This is a genomic window from Streptomyces sp. ATexAB-D23, from assembly GCF_000373645.1.
GTDB classification, from domain to species: Bacteria; Actinomycetota; Actinomycetes; order Streptomycetales; family Streptomycetaceae; genus Streptomyces; species Streptomyces castrisilvae.
In genome coordinates, this window is sequence record NZ_KB892035.1 from 350,374 (window position 1) to 371,149 (window position 20,776).

A 20,776-nucleotide genomic window follows, 5' to 3' on the forward strand; every position below is an offset into this window, starting at 1 on the left:
TGGATGAACACCACGCGAAGGCGATCCGGGCGGAGGCTGAACTTCGCCTTCCGCCTGTGGTTCCTACGATCCGGTCACGCGCTGTACGAACCAGGCGAGGCCCATGACGGCCACCCCCGCGGACAGCGCCCCGGTCACCCACCGGCCGGCCCGCGGCGAGCGCCGGCCGAGCAGCAGCAGGAGCGGGAACAGCACGGCGATGAAGCCGAGTTGGACGGCCTCGATGCCGATGTTGAACACCAGCAGGGACCACAGGAGCGTCCACGACCACGCCGCCTCGATACCGAGGGCCCCCGCGAAGCCGAGGCCGTGCACGAGGCCGAAGCAGAACACCACGCCGAGCCGGGTCCACCCGGCCCGGTCGAGCCCGAGCCGGCTCGCCTCCGGCGCCGGGAGCGCCGCCGCCCGCTCGCCGCGCTCCCGCAGGCGCCACAGGTGCCAGCCCGCGACCACGGCGATGGACAGGGCGATGACGGGCTCCACGAGGCCGGCGGGGACGTCGACCAGGCCGAGTGCGGCGAGCAGGAACGTCACCGAGTGGGCGAGGGTGAACGCGGTGGCCGCCAGGACGACTTCGCGGGGCCTGCGCGATCCGGCGATGAGGGCGAGCAGGAACAGGATGTGGTCGGTGCCCGTCAGCAGGTGCTCGGCGCCCAGGCGGAAGAACTCCCAGAACCGCTGCGGCCAGGACTGGCTGATCGAGAAGTCCGGGTGGGCGCTGTCGAGGGCGGCGCTGCCGGTGTGACCGTCGACCGCGTACGTGACGATGGTCTTGGTTCCCTTGACGTACCCCTCCGCGTCGGGGAAGAGGCCGCTGCGGATCTCGTGGTCACCGGTGCCGTGTCCGGCGCAGGTCCAGTCGAGCGTGAGCAGCGCGTAGGGCACGCCCTCCTCGGTGCCCATCCGGAACCCTCCGGCGGGAGCGGGTTCGCAGTCGGCGCCGCCCGCGGTGACCGCGAAGCGCCGGGTGACGTAATCGATGACGGTCGCGCGGTGCGCGTCGAGGGCCTTGGCCTGGGCGTCGGCGTCCTTGGCTTCGAACGCGTCGGTCCCGGCCCGGAAGAGCGGGTCGTCGGACCCGGCGTCGGCGGCCGAGACGACGAGCAGGTCGTACTCCAGTTTCAGTTCGCTACGGAGCCGGCCGTCACCTTCGGCGGTGACGTGCGCGTACACGACGGAGGTGAAGCCGTGGGCGGCTGCGGGCCTGACGAGGCCGAGGAAGAGGAAGGCCGCCGCGGCGAAGGCGAGCAGCAGGCGGCGGGCACGGTGCGACATGGGTCTCCTTGGGGTTGCCCGTGCACCGTGCTGGTCGTGGATGAACCGCCGACGACCGGTCAGCGAACCATGAGAAAACAAGCGTTCGAAATCGGTCGGACCGGTGGAGATCGTGTGGAACGGCCGAGCAGGATGTGGGAAAAGCCGCTCCGCACCGAAGGACGTCCGCCTTGCACCGCCCGCCCCTCGCCGCCGTTCTGGTGGTGGCCGCCGCCCTGCTCACCGGATGCGCCCCGGGTGACGACTGGTCGCAGCGGCGCCCCGTCCCCTCCGCCCTCGGCACACCCGGCGCGGGGTTCACCGATCCCGGCCGGCCGCCCGCGCCGGAGTCGACCGTCACACCGAGCCCCGGTTCGTGGTCCGGGGTCCGGCCCGCGCCCGGCACCCGGGTCGTCCTGCTCACCGCGGGCACCGACCGCCCGGCGAAGACCCTCGCCGAGGCGGTGCGGGAGTGGGCGAAGGAGACGGACGTGGACCTGCGCACCGTGACCGCGTCCGACGACACCGACCTGCTGCCCGCGGTCACCCGGGCGCTGGACCTGCACCCGGACCTCGTCGTCAGCGCGGGCAACGACCTCATCGACCCCCTGACGACGGTGACCCCGAGCCATCTCGCCCAGCGGTTCCTGATCGTGGGGGCGGAGCTCGCCGAACCCACCGAGAACGTGACGGCGGTCGACTGGACCGGGGCCTCGTTCCGCGGGGAGGGGCTCGGCATGTCCTCGACGTACGACCCCGCCTCGTTCACCGAGGCCCGCTGCGCGGCCGCGATCCGGGCGGGCGCCGCTGCGGCCCTGACCGGGCGCACCGGGATCGTCGTGTGGCTGGACGACTTCCAGGACCTGCCCGAAGGCGCGGTCAGGCGCGTTCCGGGGTCTCCGGCTGCTCCGGCTGCTCCGGCTGCTCCGGCTGGAAGAGGCTCTCGGGCAGCGTGACGTTCCACGCGGTGATGACCGGCCGGCCGTGTTCCCGGCCGAGGCGGGACACGGCGCCCGTCGCGAGCTGGAAGAGCGTGCCCTCCGCCGGGGTCAGGCCGAGGTAGCGGGCCGTCAGGACGCGCAGGAAGTGGGAATGGGCGACGAGCACGATGTCCTCGTCCCCGGCGCGCCGGGCGGCCTGCGCCACCTGGGCCAGCACCCGGTCGGCCCGGTCGCCGACCTCCGCCGGGGTTTCGCCCGGGTGGGCCGCGGGGCCGGCGGCGACGCCGTCCGTCCAGAGGTTCCAGCCGGGGCGGGCGCGGTGGATCTCGTCGGTGGTGATGCCCTCGTAGCCGCCGTAGTCCCACTCGCGCAGCTCGGGGGTGACGCGGGGCTCGGTGAGCCCGGCGAGTTCGGCGGTGCGCCGGGCCCGGACCGAGGGGCTGACCAGGGTGAGCGCGATGGCGCGGTCCGCGAGCAGCGGGGCCAGGGCGCGGGCCTGCCGCTCACCGAGGGGGGTCAGCGGCAGGTCGGTGTGGCTCGTGTGCTGTCCGTCCCGGGACCACTCGGTCTCGCCGTGCCGGATCAGGATCAGCTCGCCCATATGAGGCCATCCGCTCTCGGTGCCGTTGCCGCTCACGTGTTGTCGACGGTGGGAACCCGCCGCTCCACGATCGCATTCCGGCCCGGACCGGGCGGGCGGGCGCGCCCGGGAGTGCCCGGATACGGCCGGCACCTGCTGGCGGGAGAGTCCGGCCGGATCGATGGCGACCGGGAACGGGGTGTACAGGTGGGTGGTCGCGCCCGCGTTCAGCCCTTGACCACGTCCACCGCCGGGTCACCGACGACCACGACCTCGTACGGCCGGTCCGTGTCGGCGGTGACGCGGAGGGTGCCGCCCTCGCGGACCACCTGGTACGTGGCCGCGGGGGCGCCCGTGAGGTCGGGGACGGTCACCGTGCGGGTGAAGTCGCCGAGGCCCTCGGGGGCGTACACGCGCAGTTCCAGGCCGGTCGTCCAGTCGCCGTCGGGGCGGGAGGTGTCCGCGCCGAGCGGCAGCACCGCGCCGGGGCGGACCAGCAGCGGGAGGCTGTCGAAGCCGTAGGTGCCGCGGTGCCAGGCGGGACCGGAGACGGTCTCGCCGGTCAGGAGGTGCGTCCAGGTGCCCTCGGGGACGTAGTACTCGGTGTGGCCGTCCTCGCTGAAGACCGGGGCGACCAGGACGTCCGGGCCCAGCAGGTACTGGCGGTCCACCGTGCGGGCGGCCGGGTCGTCGGGGAACTCCAGCAGCATCGGGCGCATGGTGGGGACGCCGGTGCGGTGGGCCTCGACGGCCGCCGCGTACAGGTAGGGCATCAGGCGGTGCTTGAGCTCCGTGAACTGCCGGGCGACCGCGACCGCCTCGTCACCGAACTCCCACGGCACGCGGTAGGAGGAGGAGCCGTGCAGCCGGCTGTGCGAGGAGAGCAGGCCGAAGGCGAGCCAGCGCTTGAAGACCGCCGGGTCGGGGGTGCCCTCGAAGCCGCCGATGTCGTGGCTCCAGAAGCCGAACCCGGACAGCGAGAGGGAGAGGCCGCCGCGCAGGGACTCGGCCATCGCGCCGAAGGAGGACCAGCAGTCGCCGCCCCAGTGCACGGGGAACTGCTGGCCGCCCGCGGTGGCGGAGCGGGCGAAGAGGACGGCCTCGCCCTGGCCGCGCTCCTTCTCCAGCACCTCGAAGACGGCCTTGTTGTAGAGGTGCGTGTAGTAGTTGTGCATCCGCTCCGGGTCGGAGCCGTCGTGCCAGACGACGTCGGTGGGGATGCGCTCGCCGAAGTCGGTCTTGAAGCCGTCGACGCCCTGGTCCAGCAGCGTCTTCAGCTTGTCCTGGAACCAGGCGGTGGCCTCGGGGTTGCTGAAGTCCACCAGCGCCATGCCGGCCTGCCACATGTCCCACTGCCAGACGTCGCCGCCGGGGGTGCGGACGAAGTAGCCGTTCGCCGCGCCCTCGGCGTACAGGGGGCTCTTCTGCGCGATGTACGGGTTGATCCAGACGCAGATCCTGAGGCCCTTGTCCTTGAGGCGGGCCAGCATGCCGGCCGGGTCGGGGAAGGTCCGCGGGTCCCACTCGAAGTCGCACCACTGGTACTCGCGCATCCAGAAGCAGTCGAAGTGGAAGACGGAGAGCGGGATGCCGCGCTCGGCCATGCCGTCCACGAACGAGGTGACGGTCTCCTCGTCGTAGGAGGTGGTGAACGAGGTCGTCAGCCACAGGCCGAAGGACCAGGCCGGGGGCAGGGCCGGGCGGCCGGTGAGCGCGGTGTAGCGGGCCAGCACCTCCTTGGGGGTGGGTCCGGCGACGACGAAGTACTCCAGGGTCTGGTCCTCGACGCTGAACTGCACCTGGCCCACCGCTTCGGAGCCGACCTCGAAGGAGACCTTGCCGGGGTGGTTGACGAAGACGCCGTAGCCGCGCGAGGAGAGGTAGAACGGGACGTTCTTGTACGCCTGCTCGCTGCTGGTGCCGCCGTCCGCCTGCCACATGTCGACCACCTGGCCGTTCTTGACGTACGGGGTGAACCGTTCGCCGAGCCCGTGGATCGTCTCGCCGACCCCCAGCGCGAGCTGGGTGAGCATGTGGTGGCCGCCGTCCCCGGTCGTGGCGAAGGCGGTCCCCTTGCGTCCGGCGGCGGTCAGGAGCCGGCCGTCCGCGTCGAGGAACTCCAGGCCGAAGCCGCCGGCCGCGGGCAGCCGGAGGGTGAGCGGGCCGCTGGTCAGCTCGGCGGCCCCGCCGTGCTCCCGGACGGCGGCCGACGGGTCGCCGGTCGCGCCGGGCAGCGCGAAGTCGGGGCCCGGGTGACGTTTGCCCGCCAGGTGGGTGACGCGGACACCGATGACGCCTTCGGCGGGGGCGTACGCCTCCACGGTGATCAGGGGGGCGTTCAGCGTGTCCCCGCGCCGGGTCACGCGCTTGACCGCGGCGTAGGCGGTGAGCCGGCCGGCGTCGAGGCGGAGGTCGCGGAGTTCGGTGGCGTACGAGGCGTGGACACCGTCTCGCATCTGCCAGAAGCCGTCGGTGAACTTCATGGGGGGTCCGTTCCTTGGGGTCCTGATTTTGATCGTACACAAAACAAATAGTTTTCGAAGCGCTTCGATTCACCCTGCGGAGCCCATGAATCCGCCTGAGCCGACGCCTCGGACCCCCCTGCGAGCGGGCATGTTGCCCCTATGTGACGTGTGTGTCACCAGGATGGTCTAGAAACGAACGCCGACATGACGTATTAGTACTGGCAGCAAACAAATCGGTCGGACGGCAGCGCAGCCGTCCGGGCCCTTGCCGACAAGAGGCAGCAGAATGTCGAACCGCTTCACCCCAGGGGTCGCCGTCCCGCTCACGGTCGTCTCCGCGCTGATAGGCGGCGTGGTCCTGTCCGGCTGCGGCCAGCAGCGGGACCCGGACGTGTACACGGTCCTGAACTCCTCGACCGACGAGTCCTACCACCGCTGGGACGCCCAGACCCTGGCCCGGTGCGGCAAGCAGCTCGGGGTGACCATCGAGCAGCAGAGCGTCCCGGCCTCGCAGGTGATGACCAAGGCCCTGCGGATGGCGTCGTCCAAGTCACTGCCCGACGTGCTCCAGCTGGACGCCTCCGAGATGCCGACGTTCGCCGAGGCGGGCGGGCTGATCCCGCTGAAGGACCTCGGCCTGTCGACGCGCGACATCCCCGAGGGGATCGTGAACTTCGGCTCGTACGAGGGGACGTACTACGGGGCCGCGCGCACCGTGAACACGCTGGCGCTGTTCTACAACAAGGACACGCTCGACAAGGCCGGCCTGGAGGTGCCCACCACCTGGGCCGAGATGCGGGAGACAGCGAAGGAGCTGACCCACGGCAAGCGGTACGGTCTGGCGCTCAGCGCCGGCGGCGCCGAGGACGGGGTCTTCCAGTTCACCCCGTTCATGTGGTCCAACGGCGGCGACGAGACGAAGCTCGACAGCCCCGAGGTGGCCGGGGCGCTGGACTACTGGAAGAGCCTGCTGAAGGACGGCTCGCTCTCCAAGTCGACGGTCAACTGGACCCAGGCCGACGTGAACGACCAGTTCATGGCGGGCAACGCGGCGATGATGATCAATGGCCCGTGGCAGGTCGAGACCCTGAACTCCAAGAAGGGCCTGAACTGGGGCATCGCCCAGATCCCGGTCCCGGAGGCGGGCGACGACTCGGTGGGGCCGCTGGGCGGCGGCGTGCTGACCGTGCCCAACACGGGTGACAGCGAGCGCGAGAAGATGTCCGCGAAGATCATCGGCTGCATGGCCGGCGAGCAGGAGCAGATCACCTACGCGATCAACAGCTGGATGGTCCCGGCCAACGAGAAGGCCGCCGCCGTGTGGCGCACGAAGGCGCCGGAGCTGGCGGCCCTCGCCGACCAGGTCGCCACGGCCCGCTCGCGCACCGCCAAGCTCGGCGCGCGGTGGTCGTCCGTCTCCCTCGCGCTCCAGAGCGCGTTCCAGTCCGCCCTGACGGGTGAGCCGAGCGAGACCGCCCTCAAGCGGGCCCAGAAGCGCGCGACGAGCGGGAACTGAGGTATCCGAACCATGTCGACCACCACCGCTTCCGCGGCCGCAGGCGCCGCGCCCGTCGCGAAGAAGGCGGCCAAGCCGCCGAACCCGGCCCGCATACGGCGCCGCAGGCGGCTCGCCCAGTGGGGCTTCATCGCCCCCGCCGTCGTGTTCATGGCGCTCTTCTTCGGGTACCCGCTCGTCCGCAACATCGTGATGAGCTTCCAGGACTACTCGCCGTCCACGTTCTTCACGGGCAAGTCCCCGTTCAACGGGACGGACAACTGGAGCAACGTCTTCAACGACGAGCTCTTCGGCAAGGCCCTGTGGCACACCATCCTGTTCACGATCGGCTCCCTGATCGGGCAGTTCTGCATCGGCCTCGGCCTCGCCGTCTTCTTCAGCCGCCGCTTCCCCCTCAACGGCATCCTCCGGTCGCTGATCCTGCTGCCGTGGCTGGTGCCGATGGTCGTCTCGGGTGTCGTCTGGCGGCGCATCCTCGACCAGGACACCGGCGTGCTCAACTCGTTCCTCGGCACGATCGGCGCCGGCGGCGACACCCCGTGGCTGACCAGCACGAGCATGGCGCTGATCTCGGTGATCCTGGTGAACATCTGGATCGGCATCCCGTTCAACATGGTGATCCTCTACGGCGGCCTCCAGGAGGTCCCCAAGGAGCTGTACGAAGCCGCCTCGCTGGACGGCGCGTCCGCCTGGCGGACGTTCCGCTCCATCACGCTGCCGATGCTGCGGCCGGTGATCACCGTGGTGCTGGTGCTCGGCTTCATGTCGACGGTGAAGATCCTCGACCTGATCCTCGCGCTCACCGACGGCGGTCCCGCCGACTCCACGCAGACCCTGGGCACCCTCACGTACCAGAACTCCTTCGTCCAGCTGGACTTCGGGGCCGGTGCCGTGGTCGGCAACATCCTGATCCTGATCTCCGCCGTCTTCGCGGTGTTCTACCTGCGGGCCAACCGCAACGAGGGGAAGTGACCGGCATGGCGAGCACTGTGCGTACCCCCGCCGCCCCCACCCGTCCCACTGGCCGGCCGAAGCGGCGCTGGGGCGCCATGGTCTTCGGCATCCTGGTGCTGTGCGTGATGCTGTTCCCGCTGTACTGGATGGTGAACACCGCACTCCAGCCCGAGTCCGGACTGCTGGAGGTCAGCCCCGTCCCGCACGGCCTGGACCTGTCCGGCTTCCGCTCGGCCCTCAGCGACCAGGGCGGCAACCTGCTGACCTCGCTGGCCGTCGCGCTCGGCGCGGTGGCCATCTGTCTGGCGATCTCGGCGCCCGCCGCCTACGGGCTGGCCCAGTTCAAGCTGCGCGGCACCAGGACCATCGTCTTCGGCACGCTGATCACCCAGATGGTGCCGGGCATCGTCATCGCCAACGCCCTGTACAGCGCGTACGTGGACCTCGGCCTGGTCAACTCGTACGCCGGTCTGATGCTGGCGGACGCCTCGCTCGGCATCCCCTTCGCGATCGTGCTGATGCGGTCGTTCATGGTCGCCATCCCGCGCGAGGTCATCGAGGCCGCCGAGGTCGACGGCGCGGGGCGCTTGCGTACGTTCGTGCGGGTCGTGCTCCCGATGAGCCGCAACTCGCTGATCACGGCGGGGCTGTTCTCGTTCCTGTACGCCTGGAGCGACTTCATGTTCGCGCTGACGCTGAACACCACGGACGACGTCAAGCCGATCACACTGGGCATCTACCAGTACATCGGCGCCCATGTCGGCGACTGGGGTTCGGTGATGGCCGCGTCCGTGCTGTCCGCGATCCCCGCCGCGGTCCTGCTCGTGCTCTCCCAGAAGTACATCGCCGCCGGAATCACCGGCGGCTCGGTCAAGTAAGGGTTTCCATGACTGACTTCCCCGTGTTTCCGCCCGGCTTCGTCTTCGGCGCGGCCACGGCCTCCTACCAGATCGAGGGTGCCGCGCAGGAGGACGGCCGCGGCCCGTCGATCTGGGACACCTACAGCCACACCCCCGGGAAGACGGACGGCGGTGACACGGGCGACGTCGCCTGCGACCACTACCACCGCTACCGGGAGGACGTGGCACTCCTGCGCGAGCTGGGCGTCGGCTCGTACCGCTTCTCGATCGCCTGGTCCCGCGTCCAGCCGGACGGCTCCGGCGCGGTGAACCCCAAGGGCCTCGACTTCTACTCCCGGCTCGTCGACGAACTCCTCGAAGCGGGCATCGAGCCGGCCGCCACCCTCTACCACTGGGACCTGCCGCAGGCCCTGGAGGACCGGGGCGGCTGGCGGGTACGGGAGACGGCCGAGCGGTTCGGCGAGTACACGGCGATCATGGCGGAGCACCTGGGCGACCGGGTGCCGCGCTGGATCACGCTGAACGAGCCGTGGTGCAGCGCGTTCCTCGGCTACTCGGTGGGCCGGCACGCACCGGGCGCGAAGGAGGGGCGCGGCGCGCTGGCCGCCGCGCACCACCTGCTCGTCGGCCACGGCCTGGCGATGAAGGAGCTGCGGGCGGCGGGCGTCCGGGAGGCGGGCATCACCCTCAACCTGGACCGCAACGTCCCGGCCACCGGCTCGGACGCCGACCTGGCCGCGGTCGTCCGCGCGGACACCCAGCACAACCTGGGGTGGACCGAGCCGATCCTGGCCGGCCGCTACCCGGCGAGCGACGAGGAGACGTGGGGCGAGCTGATCACCGGGCAGGACTTCCGGCGCGAGGGCGATCTGGAGCTGATATCCCAGCCGCTGGACTTCCTCGGCATCAACTACTACCGCCCGATCGTGGTCGCCGACGCCCCGCACCGCGAGCCCGACCCGGCGCTGCGGGTGGCGACGGACAACCGGTACCGCGAGACGGAGTACCGGGGCGTGCGCAAGACGGCGATGGGCTGGCCGGTCGTCCCGGAGTCCTTCACCGATCTGCTGACGGCGCTGAAGGAGACCTACGGGGACGCGCTGCCTCCGGTGCACATCACGGAGAACGGCTCGGCGGAGTACGACACCGTGGAGCCGGACGGGGCGGTGCGCGACGCGGACCGCGTCGAGTACCTGCGTACGCATCTGACGGCGCTGCGGGCTGCGATGGACGCGGGCGTCGATGTGCGGGGCTACTACGTGTGGTCGCTGCTGGACAACTTCGAGTGGGCGCTCGGGTACGCGAAGCGGTTCGGGATCATCCGGGTCGACTACGACACCCAGGAGCGCACCCCGAAGGACAGCTACCGCTGGTATCAGGGGCTGATCGCTTCCCACCGGTCCTGACCCCGGAGGGAAGCGAGCGCGACAACGCCCTGCCGGCCGCGATCCGCGGCGGGCAGGGCGTTGTCGTGCGGTCGCTCAGGTGCGCCGGGCCCACACGGGGCTGATGAGGGCGATGAGGACGGCCGCGACGCCGATCTGGAAGATGTGCCTGATCCAGTCGATGCCGCTGGTGTCACGTACACCGAAGGCACTGGCGAGGGCGTTGCCGACGAGGGCACCGACGACGCCGAGGAGGATCGTCAGCCAGAGGGGGATGGGCTGGCGGCCGGGGACGACGAGCTTGGCCAACAGGCCGATGACGAGTCCCGCGATGATGGCCCACAGAAATGACACGACAACTCCTCTTCTTCCGCTGTCCGACGGGATTTCGGAAGCTACCGACCATCTGCCCCGCGAACGCGCGGGTACGCACCTGGGTACGAACGCGGGGGTCCGGGACCGCGGCAACGTCCGCATACCGGGGCGAAGATGTAGCGTTGGCGTCATTTCGCCAAACCCTTGGACACGTGAGGGACTCGTGAAAGGATCACCCTCAATTCCGTGGCGTGTCCCCGTATCCCGCGGCTCGTCACGCCTCGTCCCACCATCCATGGAGAACACACGTGGCCAAGATCTCTGGCCGTCGGACCGGGCGGGCCGCCACCCGTCTCACCGCCGCCGCGATAACCGCCGCCCTGGTCGCCGCCGGCGCGTCCGCCGCCGTTGCCGCCGAGCCGGGCGACGCGCCGCTGTTCGCCCTCTCGGGCGTCGACAGCTCCGGCACCGCCTACACGTACGCGCCGCAGGGTGACGGCACCCTCTCGTCGCGCGTCAAGATCGACACCGGCTGGACGAACCTCAAGTTCGTCGGCCAGGTGGACAACAACGCGGACAACATCGCGGACGGCCGCTGGCAGCTCGGCACCTCGGGCAACATCTACTACTACGAGGGCAACTCCCCCGCGAAGAAGATCGGTTACGGCTGGGACATCTACAACACCCTGGTCTCGGTCGGTCAGTTCGGCGGCGCCGAGGGCGGCGACCTGCTCGCCCGCGACACCAAGGGCGACCTCTACCTCTACCTGGGCTACGGCGACGGCACGGTCACCAAGCGCCTGAAGGTCGGCTACGGCTGGGACATCTACGCCGACATCGCCGGCAACGGCGACCTGGACGGCGACGGCAAGAACGACCTCGTCGCCCGCGACAAGTCCGGCGTCCTGTGGCTGTACAAGGGCACCGGCAACCAGCACGACCCGTACGCCAAGCGCACCAAGATCGGCAGCGGCTGGAACCAGTACAACACCATCTTCGCCGCCGGTGACCTCAACATGGACGGCATCACGGACCTGGTCGCCCGCAACCCCAAGGGCGAGCTGTACCTGTACGCCGGCACCGGTAAGGCAGCGGCCCCGTACAAGCCCAAGGCCATCATCGGGACTTCCGGCTGGAACACGTACAACCTCTTCTTCTGATCGCGGCAACAACCACGCGGTTACAGACTCATGACGAAACGTGAAGGTTTGGCGCCCGAAATCGTGACACGATTCGGCTGAATCGGTGGCCCGCCGCCTCCGTGCGGCGGGCCACGTCCCACTTCACGATCCATGGAGTACTTGTGGCCAAAACCACTGGCCGGCACTACACACGCACAGCCGCTCGCGCGGCAGCCGCGGCGCTCACCGCCGCCCTCGTCGCCACCGGCACCTCCGCGGTGGCGGCGGACGCCCCGCAGCCGTCGCTCGGCGCGGCGGCGGACCAGCCGGCGGCGGCCGTCTCGGCCGCCGCCGCCACCCCGTCGTTCGCGCTGTACGGCGTGAACTCCGCGGGCACGGCCTACTCGTACTCGCCGGACGGCAAGGGCGGCCTGACCGCCCGCGAGGTCTCGGGTTCGGGCTGGCTCGGCGTCAGCGCCATGATGCAGGTCGACAACCAGGTCGACGGCAAGAGCGATGGTCTCTGGTTCCGTGAGACCAACGGCGACATGGGCTACCTGAAGTTCGACTCGTCGTCGGTCAAGATCGGCTACGGCTGGAACATCTACAACAAGATCGTCTCCCCCGGCCAGATCGGCGGAGCGGCCGCGGGCGACATCCTCGCCGTCGACACCAAGGGCGACCTCTACGTCTACCTCGGCTACGGCGACGGCAAGGTCACCAAGCGCATCAAGGCCGGCTACGGCTGGGACATCTACAGCGAGATCGCCGGCAACGGCGACCTGAACGGCGACGGCAAGAACGACGTCGTCGCGCGCGACAAGTCCGGCGTCCTGTGGCTGTACAAGGGCACCGGCAACCAGAACGCGCCGTTCGCCAAGCGCACCCAGATCGGCAGCGGCTGGAACCAGTACGACCGCCTGATCTCCACGGGCGATGTCGACCTGGACGGCCGCACCGACCTCATCGCCCGCAAGGGCGGCGAGCTGTACCTGTACAGCGGCACGGGCAACGCCGCGGCCCCGTACAAGGCCAAGAAGAAGATCGGCACGAGCGGCTGGAACAGCTACAAGTTCCTGTTCTGATCCGCACGGCAGCTCTTCCGGGAGCATGAGAGAGGGCCGCACCCCCGTCACCGGGGATGCGGCCCTCTCGCCGTACTGCCTCAGCCCTTACTTGCGGATCAGGCTGCGGAGCACGTACTGCAGGATGCCACCGTTGCGGTAGTAGTCCGCCTCGCCGGGGGTGTCGATGCGGACGACGCCGTCGAACTCCACGCCGGTGTCGGTGGTGACCTTGACCGTGCGGGGGGTCGTGCCGTCGTTCAGCTCGGTCACGCCGGTGAAGGAGAAGGTCTCCTCGCCGGTGAGGCCGAGGCTCTCGGCGGTCTGGCCCTCCGGGAACTGGAGCGGCAGGACGCCCATGCCGATGAGGTTCGAGCGGTGGATGCGCTCGTAGGACTCGGCGATGACGGCCTTGACGCCGAGGAGCGCGGTGCCCTTGGCCGCCCAGTCGCGGGACGAGCCAGAGCCGTACTCCTTGCCCGCCAGGATGACCAGCGGGGTGCCGGCGGCCTGGTAGCTCTGCGAGGCGTCGTAGATGAACGACACGGGGCCGTCGGCCTGGGTGAAGTCGCGGGTGTAGCCGCCCTCGGTGCCCGGCGCGATCTGGTTGCGCAGGCGGATGTTGGCGAACGTGCCGCGGATCATGACCTCGTGGTTACCACGGCGCGAGCCGTAGGAGTTGAAGTCGCGGCGCTCGATGCCGTGCTCCGTGAGGTACTTGCCGGCCGGGGTGTCGGCCTTGATCGCACCGGCCGGGGAGATGTGGTCGGTGGTGACCGAGTCGCCGAGCTTGGCCAGGACCCGGGCGCCGGTGATGTCCTCGACCGGCGAGGTCTCCATGGTCATGCCCTCGAAGTACGGGGGCTTGCGCACGTAGGTGGACTCGGAGTCCCACTCGAAGGTGTCGCCGGTCGGGATCGACAGCGCCTGCCACTGGGCGTCGCCCGCGAAGACGTCCTGGTAGGACTTGTTGAACATGTCCTCGCCAATGGCGTTCGCCACGACGTCGTTGACCTCGGCCTCCGACGGCCAGATGTCGGAGAGGTGGACCGGCTTGCCGTCCTGGTCGACACCGAGGGCGTCCTTGGTGATGTCGATCTTCATCGAACCGGCGAGGGCGTACGCGACGACCAGCGGCGGGGACGCCAGGTAGTTCATCTTGACGTCCGGGTTGATCCGGCCCTCGAAGTTGCGGTTGCCGGAGAGCACCGAGGTCACGGCCAGGTCGTGCTCGTTGACCGCCTTGGAGACCTCATCCGGCAGCGGGCCCGAGTTGCCGATGCAGGTGGTGCAGCCGTAGCCGACGAGGTTGAAGCCGACCTTGTCGAGGTACGGGGTCAGGCCCGCCTTGTCGAAGTAGTCGGTGACGACCTTCGAGCCCGGGGCGAGGGTGGTCTTGACCCACGGCTTGCGGGTCAGGCCCTTCTCGACCGCCTTCTTCGCCACGAGCGCCGCGGCGACCATGACGTACGGGTTCGAGGTGTTGGTGCAGGAGGTGATCGCGGCGACGGTGACGGCGCCGTGGTCCAGCTCGTACGTGGTGCCGTCGGGGGCGGTGACGGGGACCGGGTTCGTCGGGCCCGCGGCGCCGATGGCCGGGGAGTCGGAGGCCGGGAAGGACTCCTTGCCCGCCTCGTCCACGCAGTCCACGTAGTTGCGGACGTCCTGGGCGAACTGCGCCTTGGCGTTGGCGAGGATGATGCGGTCCTGCGGGCGCTTCGGGCCGGCGATGGAGGGGACGACCGTGGAGAGGTCCAGCTCCAGCTTCTCGGAGAAGTCCGGCTCGGCGGCCGGGTCCAGCCAGAGGCCCTGCTCCTTGGCGTACGCCTCGACCAGCGCGACCTGCTGCGCGTCACGGCCGGTCAGGCGCAGGTACTTCAGCGTCTCGTCGTCGATCGGGAAGATCGCGGCGGTGGAGCCGAACTCCGGCGACATGTTGCCGATGGTGGCGCGGTTGGCGAGCGAGGTGGCGGCGACGCCCTCGCCGTAGAACTCCACGAACTTGCCGACGACACCGTGCTGGCGGAGCATCTCGGTGATGGTCAGCACGAGGTCGGTGGCGGTGGTGCCGGCCGGCAGCTCGCCGGTCAGCTTGAAGCCGACGACGCGCGGGATGAGCATGGAGACCGGCTGGCCGAGCATCGCGGCCTCGGCCTCGATGCCGCCGACGCCCCAGCCCAGCACGCCGAGGCCGTTGACCATGGTGGTGTGCGAGTCGGTGCCGACGAGGGTGTCGGGGTACGCCTGGCCGTTGCGGACCATGACCGTGCGGGCCAGGTGCTCGATGTTGACCTGGTGGACGATGCCGGTGCCCGGGGGGACGACCTTGAACTCGTCGAAGGCGGTCTGGCCCCAGCGCAGGAACTGGTAGCGCTCCTTGTTGCGGCCGTACTCCAGCTCGACGTTCTGCGCGAACGCCTCGTTGGTGCCGAACTTGTCGGCGATGACGGAGTGGTCGATGACCAGCTCGGCCGGGGCCAGCGGGTTGATCTTCGCCGGGTCGCCGCCCAGCTCCTTGACGGCCTCACGCATGGTGGCGAGGTCCACCACGCACGGCACACCGGTGAAGTCCTGCATGATCACACGAGCCGGCGTGAACTGGATCTCCTGGCTGGGCTGCGCCTGGGAGTCCCAGCCGCCGATCGCCCGGATGTGGTCGGCGGTGATGTTCGCGCCGTCCTCCGTGCGGAGCAGGTTCTCCAGCAGCACCTTCAGGCTGTAAGGGAGGCGGGCGGAGCCCTCGACCTTGTCCAGCTTGAAGATCTCGTACGACTCGTCGCCCACGCGCAGCGTGCTGCGGGCGTCGAAGCTGTTCGCCGACACGACAGTCTCCTTCATCAATGTGCGCGTAACTCCGCGCCGCGCCTCACCAGGGCGGGCGCCGCGTGGTGCCGCCTCGGACCACCGGGCCATCCGCTAAGGTAAGGATTAGTTAGGTAACCCTTACCGTGTGCGGCCCGCTGTGCGCCTTCGGCATATATCTCGATGTCGAGATAACTCTAGTACATGACCGCTGACGGGTCATGTCCGGGCGCCCTGGTGCGCCGCGCATCCGGGTACGACACCAGCGCTCCCCTGCGCTTTTGCCCGCCGCACGGACACTCGGATGGCCCTACAGGGAGGTGCGTCGGCGAAGCCGCTCCTTCGTCTCCTCGGGCAGCGCGTCGGCGACGGCGAGCAGCGGGAACAGTTCCGGCTCCAGGGTCATCGCCCGGAACGACATCGCGACGGTCACCTCATGGTCGGGCCGGTGCACGATCTCCAGCGGGTCGCCGCCGCGGATCTCGCCGGGTTCGATCACGCGCAGATACGCACCCGGCAGGGCGGCCCGCGTGAACCGCTTGAGCCACCCCTCCCGCGCCAGCCACCCCTGGAACGTCGCACACGGAATCCGCGGACACGACACCTCCAGGACGACGTCCGGCCCGATCCGCCACCGCTCACCGATCAGCGCCGCGTTCACCTCCACCCCGAGAGTGGTCAGGTTCTCGCCGAACACCCCGCCCGTGAGCGGCCGGCCGAATTCACCCTCCCAGCCGTCGAGATCCTCGCGTGCGTACGCGTAGACGGCCTGGTCGGTGCCACCGTGATGCTTCACGTCGTAGGCCCGGTCACCGGCCAGCCCGACGGCTCCGGTGCCCTTGGGCCCGGGAGCCGTCACCGCGACCGGACCGTCGACCGGCCGCTTGTCGATGCCGGTCGCGCTCAGCCCCTTCCACGGATTGGGGCGGGGACGGCCGATGTTGACGGAGAGCACCTTCATGCCGTGGGGCTTCATGGGGCGGGACCCTATGAGCCGCACCGGCCGGCGTCGACAGGATTTCCGCCTGGCCCGGCTCGCGGTACCCCCCTCCGCACCCACCTCCGCACCCACCTCCCCACCCGCCGCCGCGCCCCCGTCCGACACCCCGCCACACCCGCCTCTCACCCGAACGGCACACCCCCACCCGAGTGCCATCTCATATCTGAGATAGCCTGCCGACATGTCAGATGACTACCTCGTACGTATCGGCAAGCTCATCCGTGACGCCCGTCAGCACCGGGGCTGGACACAGAGCCAGCTTGCCGAGGCGCTCGGAACCAGCCAGAGCGCCGTGAACCGCATCGAGCGCGGCAATCAAAACATCAGCCTTGAGATGATCGCCCGCATCGGTGAAGCACTCGACAGCGAAATCGTGTCGCTCGGCTACTCCGGCCCCATGCATCTGCGCGTGGTCGGAGGACGCCGGCTCTCCGGGTCCATCGACGTCAAGACGAGCAAGAACGCCTGCGTGGCGCTGCTCTGCGCCTCACTGCTCAACAAGGGCCGTACGGTGCTGCGCCGGGTGGCCCGCATCGAGGAGGTCTACCGCCTCCTCGAAGTGCTCAACTCCATCGGCGTGCGCGCCCGCTGGATCAACGACGGCACCGACCTGGAGATCGTCCCGCCGGCCCGGCTCGACATGGACGCCATCGACGCGGACGCCGCCCGCCGCACGCGCTCCATCATCATGTTCCTCGGCCCGCTGCTGCACCGCATGGACGCGTTCAAGCTGCCGTACGCGGGCGGCTGCGACCTCGGTACGCGGACGATCGAGCCGCACATGATCGCGCTGCGCCGCTTCGGCCTGGACATCGCCGCGACCGAGGGCATCTACCACGCCCGGGTCGACCACTCCGTCACGCCCGGCCGCCCCATCGTGCTGACCGAGCGCGGCGACACGGTGACCGAGAACGCCCTGCTGGCCGCCGCCCGGCACGACGGCACCACGGTCATCCGCAACGCCTCCTCCAACTACATGGTCCAGGACCTGTGCTTCTTCCTGGAGGCGCTGGGCGTACGGGTGGAGGGCGTCGGCACGACGACGCTCACCGTCCACGGCCTGCCCTCCATCGACGTGGACGTGGACTACTCCCCGTCCGAGGACCCGGTCGAGGCGATGAGCCTGCTGGCCGCCGCCGTCGTCACGGAGTCGGAGCTGACGATCCGCCGGGTGCCGATCGAGTTCCTGGAGATCGAACTGGCGGTCCTGGAGGAGATGGGCGTCGACTGCGACCGCACACCGGAGTACGCGGCGGACAACGGCCGCACCCGCCTGGTCGACCTGACGGTCCGCCCCTCCAAACTGGAGGCGCCGATCGACAAGATCCACCCGATGCCGTTCCCCGGCCTCAACATCGACAACGTCCCGTTCTTCGCGGCCATCGCGGCCTCGGCGCACGGCCAGACCCTGATCCACGACTGGGTCTACGACAACCGCGCCATCTACCTCACCGACCTCAACCGCCTCGGCGGCCGCCTCCAGCTCCTGGACCCCCACCGCGTCCTGGTCGAGGGCCCGACCCGCTGGCGCGCCGCCGAAATGATGTGCCCCCCGGCCCTGCGCCCGGCGGTGGTGGTCCTGCTCGCCATGATGGCGGCGGAGGGCACGTCGGTCCTGCGCAACGTGTACGTGATCAACCGGGGCTACGAGGAGCTGGCGGAGCGGCTGAACTCGGTGGGGGCGCAGATCGAGATCTTCCGGGACATCTGAGGGGCGGGGTGTTGTGCCCCTTGAGCCCAGGGGCACAACACCCCAGCATGCCATCTGACCTGGCAATACTCGCCTTCACGGCCCTTCACTGATCACTGTTGCTTTTCAGCACCTTGTCAACGCACATGCAAGATGATCTCGAATGGAAGACGACGCGTCAGGCAAACATGAGTGGCCGTCAGTGTCGGCGCAGAGTTGTCGCCGAAGCGACCTCGTAACGTCCGATGCCCGGTCGCATCACGCCAACGGGACTGCTGCATGATCGGGTGACAGCGGGGTTTATGCAGCCAGGGCTGCGGGTGGAGTCATGATGGTCTCGTACTCGACGGGGGTCAATCGGGCCAGGCGTCTCTGACGTCGGCGGCGGTGGTAGGTGCGCTCGATCCAGGTGACGATCGCGATCCGCAGCTCCTGACGGGTGGCCCAGGCACGGCGGTCGAGGACGTTCTTCTGCAGCAGCGCGAAGAAGCTCTCCATGGCCGCGTTGTCGCCGGGCACCGAGCCGCCACGATCAAGCTCCTCGAAGAACCTGTCCTTCAACTCCGCCGATTTTCCCTGCGCATCCACCGCGAGCACCACTTCCGATCGGTGTTGCGACGACTGCTGGAACCCAAGCGGTGGCGTGCTCGGTGATGTCCGTCAGCCACAACCGGTTCGGCCCGGATGTGGTGAAATCGCGCCTCACCCTGTCGTCGTGGACCGGAGGGCCGACCTTGACGTTCTTGCCCCGGCCCCGCCGCTTACCGAACGCGCTCCACCAGCGGTTGTCGCGGCAGATCTTCCAAGCGGTCCGCTCGGCCATCGCCTCGCCGGCCGCACGGGCCTCATCGGCCGGGAAGCGGTGGCCGAAATCCGGGTCGTCGCGGTGAGCGGCGAACAGGGCGTGCGCCCGGTATGCCTCGGCGAGTTCGGTGTCGGTGACCGGTGAGGCCAGCCACCGGTAGTAGGGCTGGCGGGCCAGTTTGAGCACCCGCCACGTCACCGCCACCCGGTCAGGGGCAGCGGCGGCGGCCAGCTCGCGGACGAGCAGGTACATCATTTTGACGGCAGGTTCGCCTGCGACAGATACGCCGCAGCCCTCCGCAGCACTTCGTTCTCCTGCTCCAGGAGCCGGATGCGCTTGCGGGCCTCGCGCAGTTCGGCCGACTCGCCCGACGCCGTTGCGGGCTTGGCGCCGCCCTTGTCGGTGTCGCGGCGCAACCACTTCGACAACGTGATCGGGTGGACGCCGAAGTCGGCGGCGATCTGTTCCAGCGTGACGCCGGGCTCGCGATTGCGCGCGACCCGCACGACGTCCTCGCGGAACTCCGTCGGATACGGCTTAGGCACTGCGACATCCTTCCAGGCCGCCTCTCAGCAAGCCAGGTCAGGTGTCACCTATCCGTGCAGCAGTCCCAACCGGTCATGTCCCATCTCGTGGTGTAGCTGATCAGTTGGTGCTTTCTGGGAGGGCCTGGGTGTTGTCCGGATAGAGGCTGTCCATGCTCTCGGTGGAAAGGTAGCGGCGGGGGAACGCGATCCACTCGTCGTGGAGTTCGGCGAGGACGGCGGTGGCGAGCCGGGCGACAGCGCCGGTGTTCGGGAAGACCTGGACGACGTCGGAGCGTCGTTTGATCTCCCGGTTCAGCCGTTCGAGTGGGTTGGTCGACTGGATCTTCTTCCAGTGTTGATGGGGAAAGTCCGCGAAGGCGGTCAGGTCCTCCTTCGAGGACAGCAGCATCTCTTTGACCTTGGGGAACTGTGCGCCGAGCATGTCTGCGACGGTGTCGAGGTGGGTCCGGACCGTTTCGGCGGTGGGCTGGGCGAAGAGCGTGCGGATCGTCGCGGCGACCATCTCCGCGGCTCCTTTGGGGATCACGGAGAAGACGTTGCGGACGAAGTGCACCCGGCAGCGTTGCCAGGCGGCGCCGAGCATGACCTTGCGGATGGCCTTGACCAGGCCGCTGTGGCTGTCGGAGATGACCAGGCGGACGCCACTGAGACCGCGGTCGCGCAACGAGCACAGGAACGTGGCCCAGAAGGCTTCGGTCTCGCTGTCGCCGACCATGACGCCCAGGACCTCGCGGCCGCCGTCCTGGGTGACACCGGTGGCGATGACCACGGCCTGGGAGACGATTCGGTGGTCCACCCGGGCTTTGACGCAGGTCGCGTCGAGGTAGACGTAGGGGAAGCGGGTGTGGTCCAGGGGCCGGGTGCGGAACACTTCGAGCTGTTCGTCGAGATCGCCGCAGATCCGGGAGACCTCGCTCTTGGATATGCCGGTGTCCGAGCCGAGCGCCTTGACCAGGTCATCGACGTTGCGGGTGGAGACACCGTGAACGTAAGCCTCCATGATCACAGCGTAGAGGGCCTGGTCGATACGACGCCGGCGCTCGAGCAGGCTGGGGAAAAAGCTCCCGGCCCGCAGTTTCGGGATCGCCAGCTCCAGATCCCCGGCCTGCGTGGTCACCGTCTTGTCCCGGTGCCCGTTGCGGTAGCCGGTCCGGGTGGAGGCATGCTCGTTCCACTCCGCCCCGATCTGCGCGGTGGCCTCGGCCTCGATCAGCTCCTGCAACAGCCGCTCGGCGACTTCGCGCACGAGTTCAAGACCGTCCGCCGAACGTAGTGACTCCAGCAGGCGAAGTAGGTCATGCTGTGACAAGGCCACCGTGTACCCCCTTGGGTCGAACTGCCCGTTCACCAAGGACAGTTACACGGTCGCCGACCTCGTTCTCAGGGAGTACACAGAGGCAGTCGACGCACCCGCCGGCTCACAACGGGCGCACATCCCCCACCAAGATCCGCTACACCACTCCACGGGACACCATC

Annotated in this window: 17 protein-coding genes and 1 pseudogene; 8 read left to right on the forward strand and 10 right to left on the reverse strand. The window is 69.3% G+C overall.

Translation table 11 applies throughout. The features are described from left to right. Positions 1 to 63: 63 nt before the first annotated feature. Positions 64 to 1,275: a HupE/UreJ family protein gene (locus B082_RS0126670; RefSeq protein WP_018554857.1), complete on the reverse strand. Its 1,212-nt coding sequence runs from the start codon at positions 1,273 to 1,275 to the stop codon at positions 64 to 66. A gap of 170 nt (positions 1,276 to 1,445) precedes the next feature. Here B082_RS0126670 and B082_RS36735 point away from each other — a divergent pair, with 170 nt between their 5' ends. Next, the gene (locus tag B082_RS36735) at positions 1,446 to 2,210 is read left to right on the forward strand and encodes a hypothetical protein (RefSeq protein WP_018554858.1); all 765 of its coding nucleotides are present in this window, start codon (positions 1,446 to 1,448) and stop codon (positions 2,208 to 2,210) included. Here the strand turns inward: B082_RS36735 and B082_RS0126680 are convergent. Beyond that, complete coding sequence (locus B082_RS0126680) at positions 2,134 to 2,796, reverse strand: histidine phosphatase family protein (protein WP_018554859.1); 663 nt, start codon at positions 2,794 to 2,796, stop codon at positions 2,134 to 2,136. The genes B082_RS36735 and B082_RS0126680 overlap by 77 nt on opposite strands. Positions 2,797 to 3,002: 206 nt before the next feature. Then, complete coding sequence (yicI, locus tag B082_RS0126685; protein WP_018554860.1) at positions 3,003 to 5,258, reverse strand: alpha-xylosidase; 2,256 nt, start codon at positions 5,256 to 5,258, stop codon at positions 3,003 to 3,005. 268 nt (positions 5,259 to 5,526) lie between these two features. On the opposite strand from yicI, the gene B082_RS0126690 reads away from it, so the two are divergent. Genes B082_RS0126690 through B082_RS0126705 form a run of 4 tightly spaced genes read left to right on the forward strand, consistent with a single transcriptional unit; the run spans position 5,527 to position 9,976 of the window. After that, positions 5,527 to 6,756, forward strand: coding sequence for an ABC transporter substrate-binding protein (locus B082_RS0126690; protein ID WP_018554861.1), 1,230 nt, complete (start codon positions 5,527 to 5,529; stop codon positions 6,754 to 6,756). Between the two features lie 12 nt (positions 6,757 to 6,768). After that, positions 6,769 to 7,728, forward strand: a complete 960-nt coding sequence (locus B082_RS0126695) for a carbohydrate ABC transporter permease (RefSeq protein WP_018554862.1) — start codon at positions 6,769 to 6,771, stop codon at positions 7,726 to 7,728. 5 nt (positions 7,729 to 7,733) lie between these two features. After that, positions 7,734 to 8,588, forward strand: coding sequence for a carbohydrate ABC transporter permease (locus tag B082_RS0126700; protein WP_051094695.1), 855 nt, complete (start codon positions 7,734 to 7,736; stop codon positions 8,586 to 8,588). Between the two features lie 8 nt (positions 8,589 to 8,596). Further along, positions 8,597 to 9,976: a GH1 family beta-glucosidase gene (locus tag B082_RS0126705; protein WP_018554864.1), complete on the forward strand. Its 1,380-nt coding sequence runs from the start codon at positions 8,597 to 8,599 to the stop codon at positions 9,974 to 9,976. A gap of 75 nt (positions 9,977 to 10,051) precedes the next feature. On the opposite strand, the gene B082_RS0126710 is transcribed toward B082_RS0126705, so the two are convergent. Next, positions 10,052 to 10,309 (reverse strand): GlsB/YeaQ/YmgE family stress response membrane protein, encoded by a 258-nt coding sequence (locus B082_RS0126710; protein WP_018554865.1) that lies wholly within the window; start codon positions 10,307 to 10,309, stop codon positions 10,052 to 10,054. A gap of 269 nt (positions 10,310 to 10,578) precedes the next feature. Here B082_RS0126710 and B082_RS0126715 point away from each other — a divergent pair, with 269 nt between their 5' ends. Continuing rightward, positions 10,579 to 11,430, forward strand: a complete 852-nt coding sequence (locus B082_RS0126715; protein WP_018554866.1) for an FG-GAP-like repeat-containing protein — start codon at positions 10,579 to 10,581, stop codon at positions 11,428 to 11,430. Between the two features lie 143 nt (positions 11,431 to 11,573). Next, complete coding sequence (locus tag B082_RS0126720; protein WP_018554867.1) at positions 11,574 to 12,476, forward strand: FG-GAP repeat domain-containing protein; 903 nt, start codon at positions 11,574 to 11,576, stop codon at positions 12,474 to 12,476. 87 nt (positions 12,477 to 12,563) lie between these two features. On the opposite strand, the gene acnA is transcribed toward B082_RS0126720, so the two are convergent. Beyond that, entirely contained in the window at positions 12,564 to 15,278 is a 2,715-nt protein-coding gene (acnA, locus tag B082_RS0126725) for an aconitate hydratase AcnA (RefSeq protein WP_018554868.1), read from the reverse strand. A gap of 289 nt (positions 15,279 to 15,567) precedes the next feature. Beyond that, positions 15,568 to 16,218: an MOSC domain-containing protein gene (locus tag B082_RS0126730; RefSeq protein WP_018554869.1), complete on the reverse strand. Its 651-nt coding sequence runs from the start codon at positions 16,216 to 16,218 to the stop codon at positions 15,568 to 15,570. Positions 16,219 to 16,438: 220 nt separating this feature from the next. Here B082_RS0126730 and B082_RS0126735 point away from each other — a divergent pair, with 220 nt between their 5' ends. After that, entirely contained in the window at positions 16,439 to 17,968 is a 1,530-nt protein-coding gene (locus tag B082_RS0126735; protein WP_018554870.1) for a helix-turn-helix domain-containing protein, read from the forward strand. A 279-nt stretch (positions 17,969 to 18,247) separates the two neighbouring features. Here the strand turns inward: B082_RS0126735 and B082_RS38285 are convergent. The 4 genes and pseudogenes from B082_RS38285 to B082_RS0126750 form a co-directional block, all read right to left on the reverse strand. Continuing rightward, positions 18,248 to 18,463 (reverse strand): annotated as a pseudogene (locus tag B082_RS38285) (IS3 family transposase); the annotation flags it as partial. 16 nt (positions 18,464 to 18,479) lie between these two features. Further along, on the reverse strand, positions 18,480 to 19,004 hold the full coding sequence (locus B082_RS39575) for a hypothetical protein (RefSeq protein WP_199783854.1): 525 nt from the start codon (positions 19,002 to 19,004) through the stop codon (positions 18,480 to 18,482). After that, positions 19,004 to 19,297, reverse strand: coding sequence for a transposase (locus tag B082_RS0126745; protein WP_018554873.1), 294 nt, complete (start codon positions 19,295 to 19,297; stop codon positions 19,004 to 19,006). Before B082_RS0126745 ends, B082_RS39575 begins: the two co-directional genes overlap by 1 nt. Positions 19,298 to 19,397: 100 nt before the next feature. Further along, a complete protein-coding gene (locus B082_RS0126750) occupies positions 19,398 to 20,615 on the reverse strand; it encodes an IS256 family transposase (protein WP_026249656.1) in 1,218 nt (405 codons plus the stop codon). Positions 20,616 to 20,776: the final 161 nt, after the last annotated feature.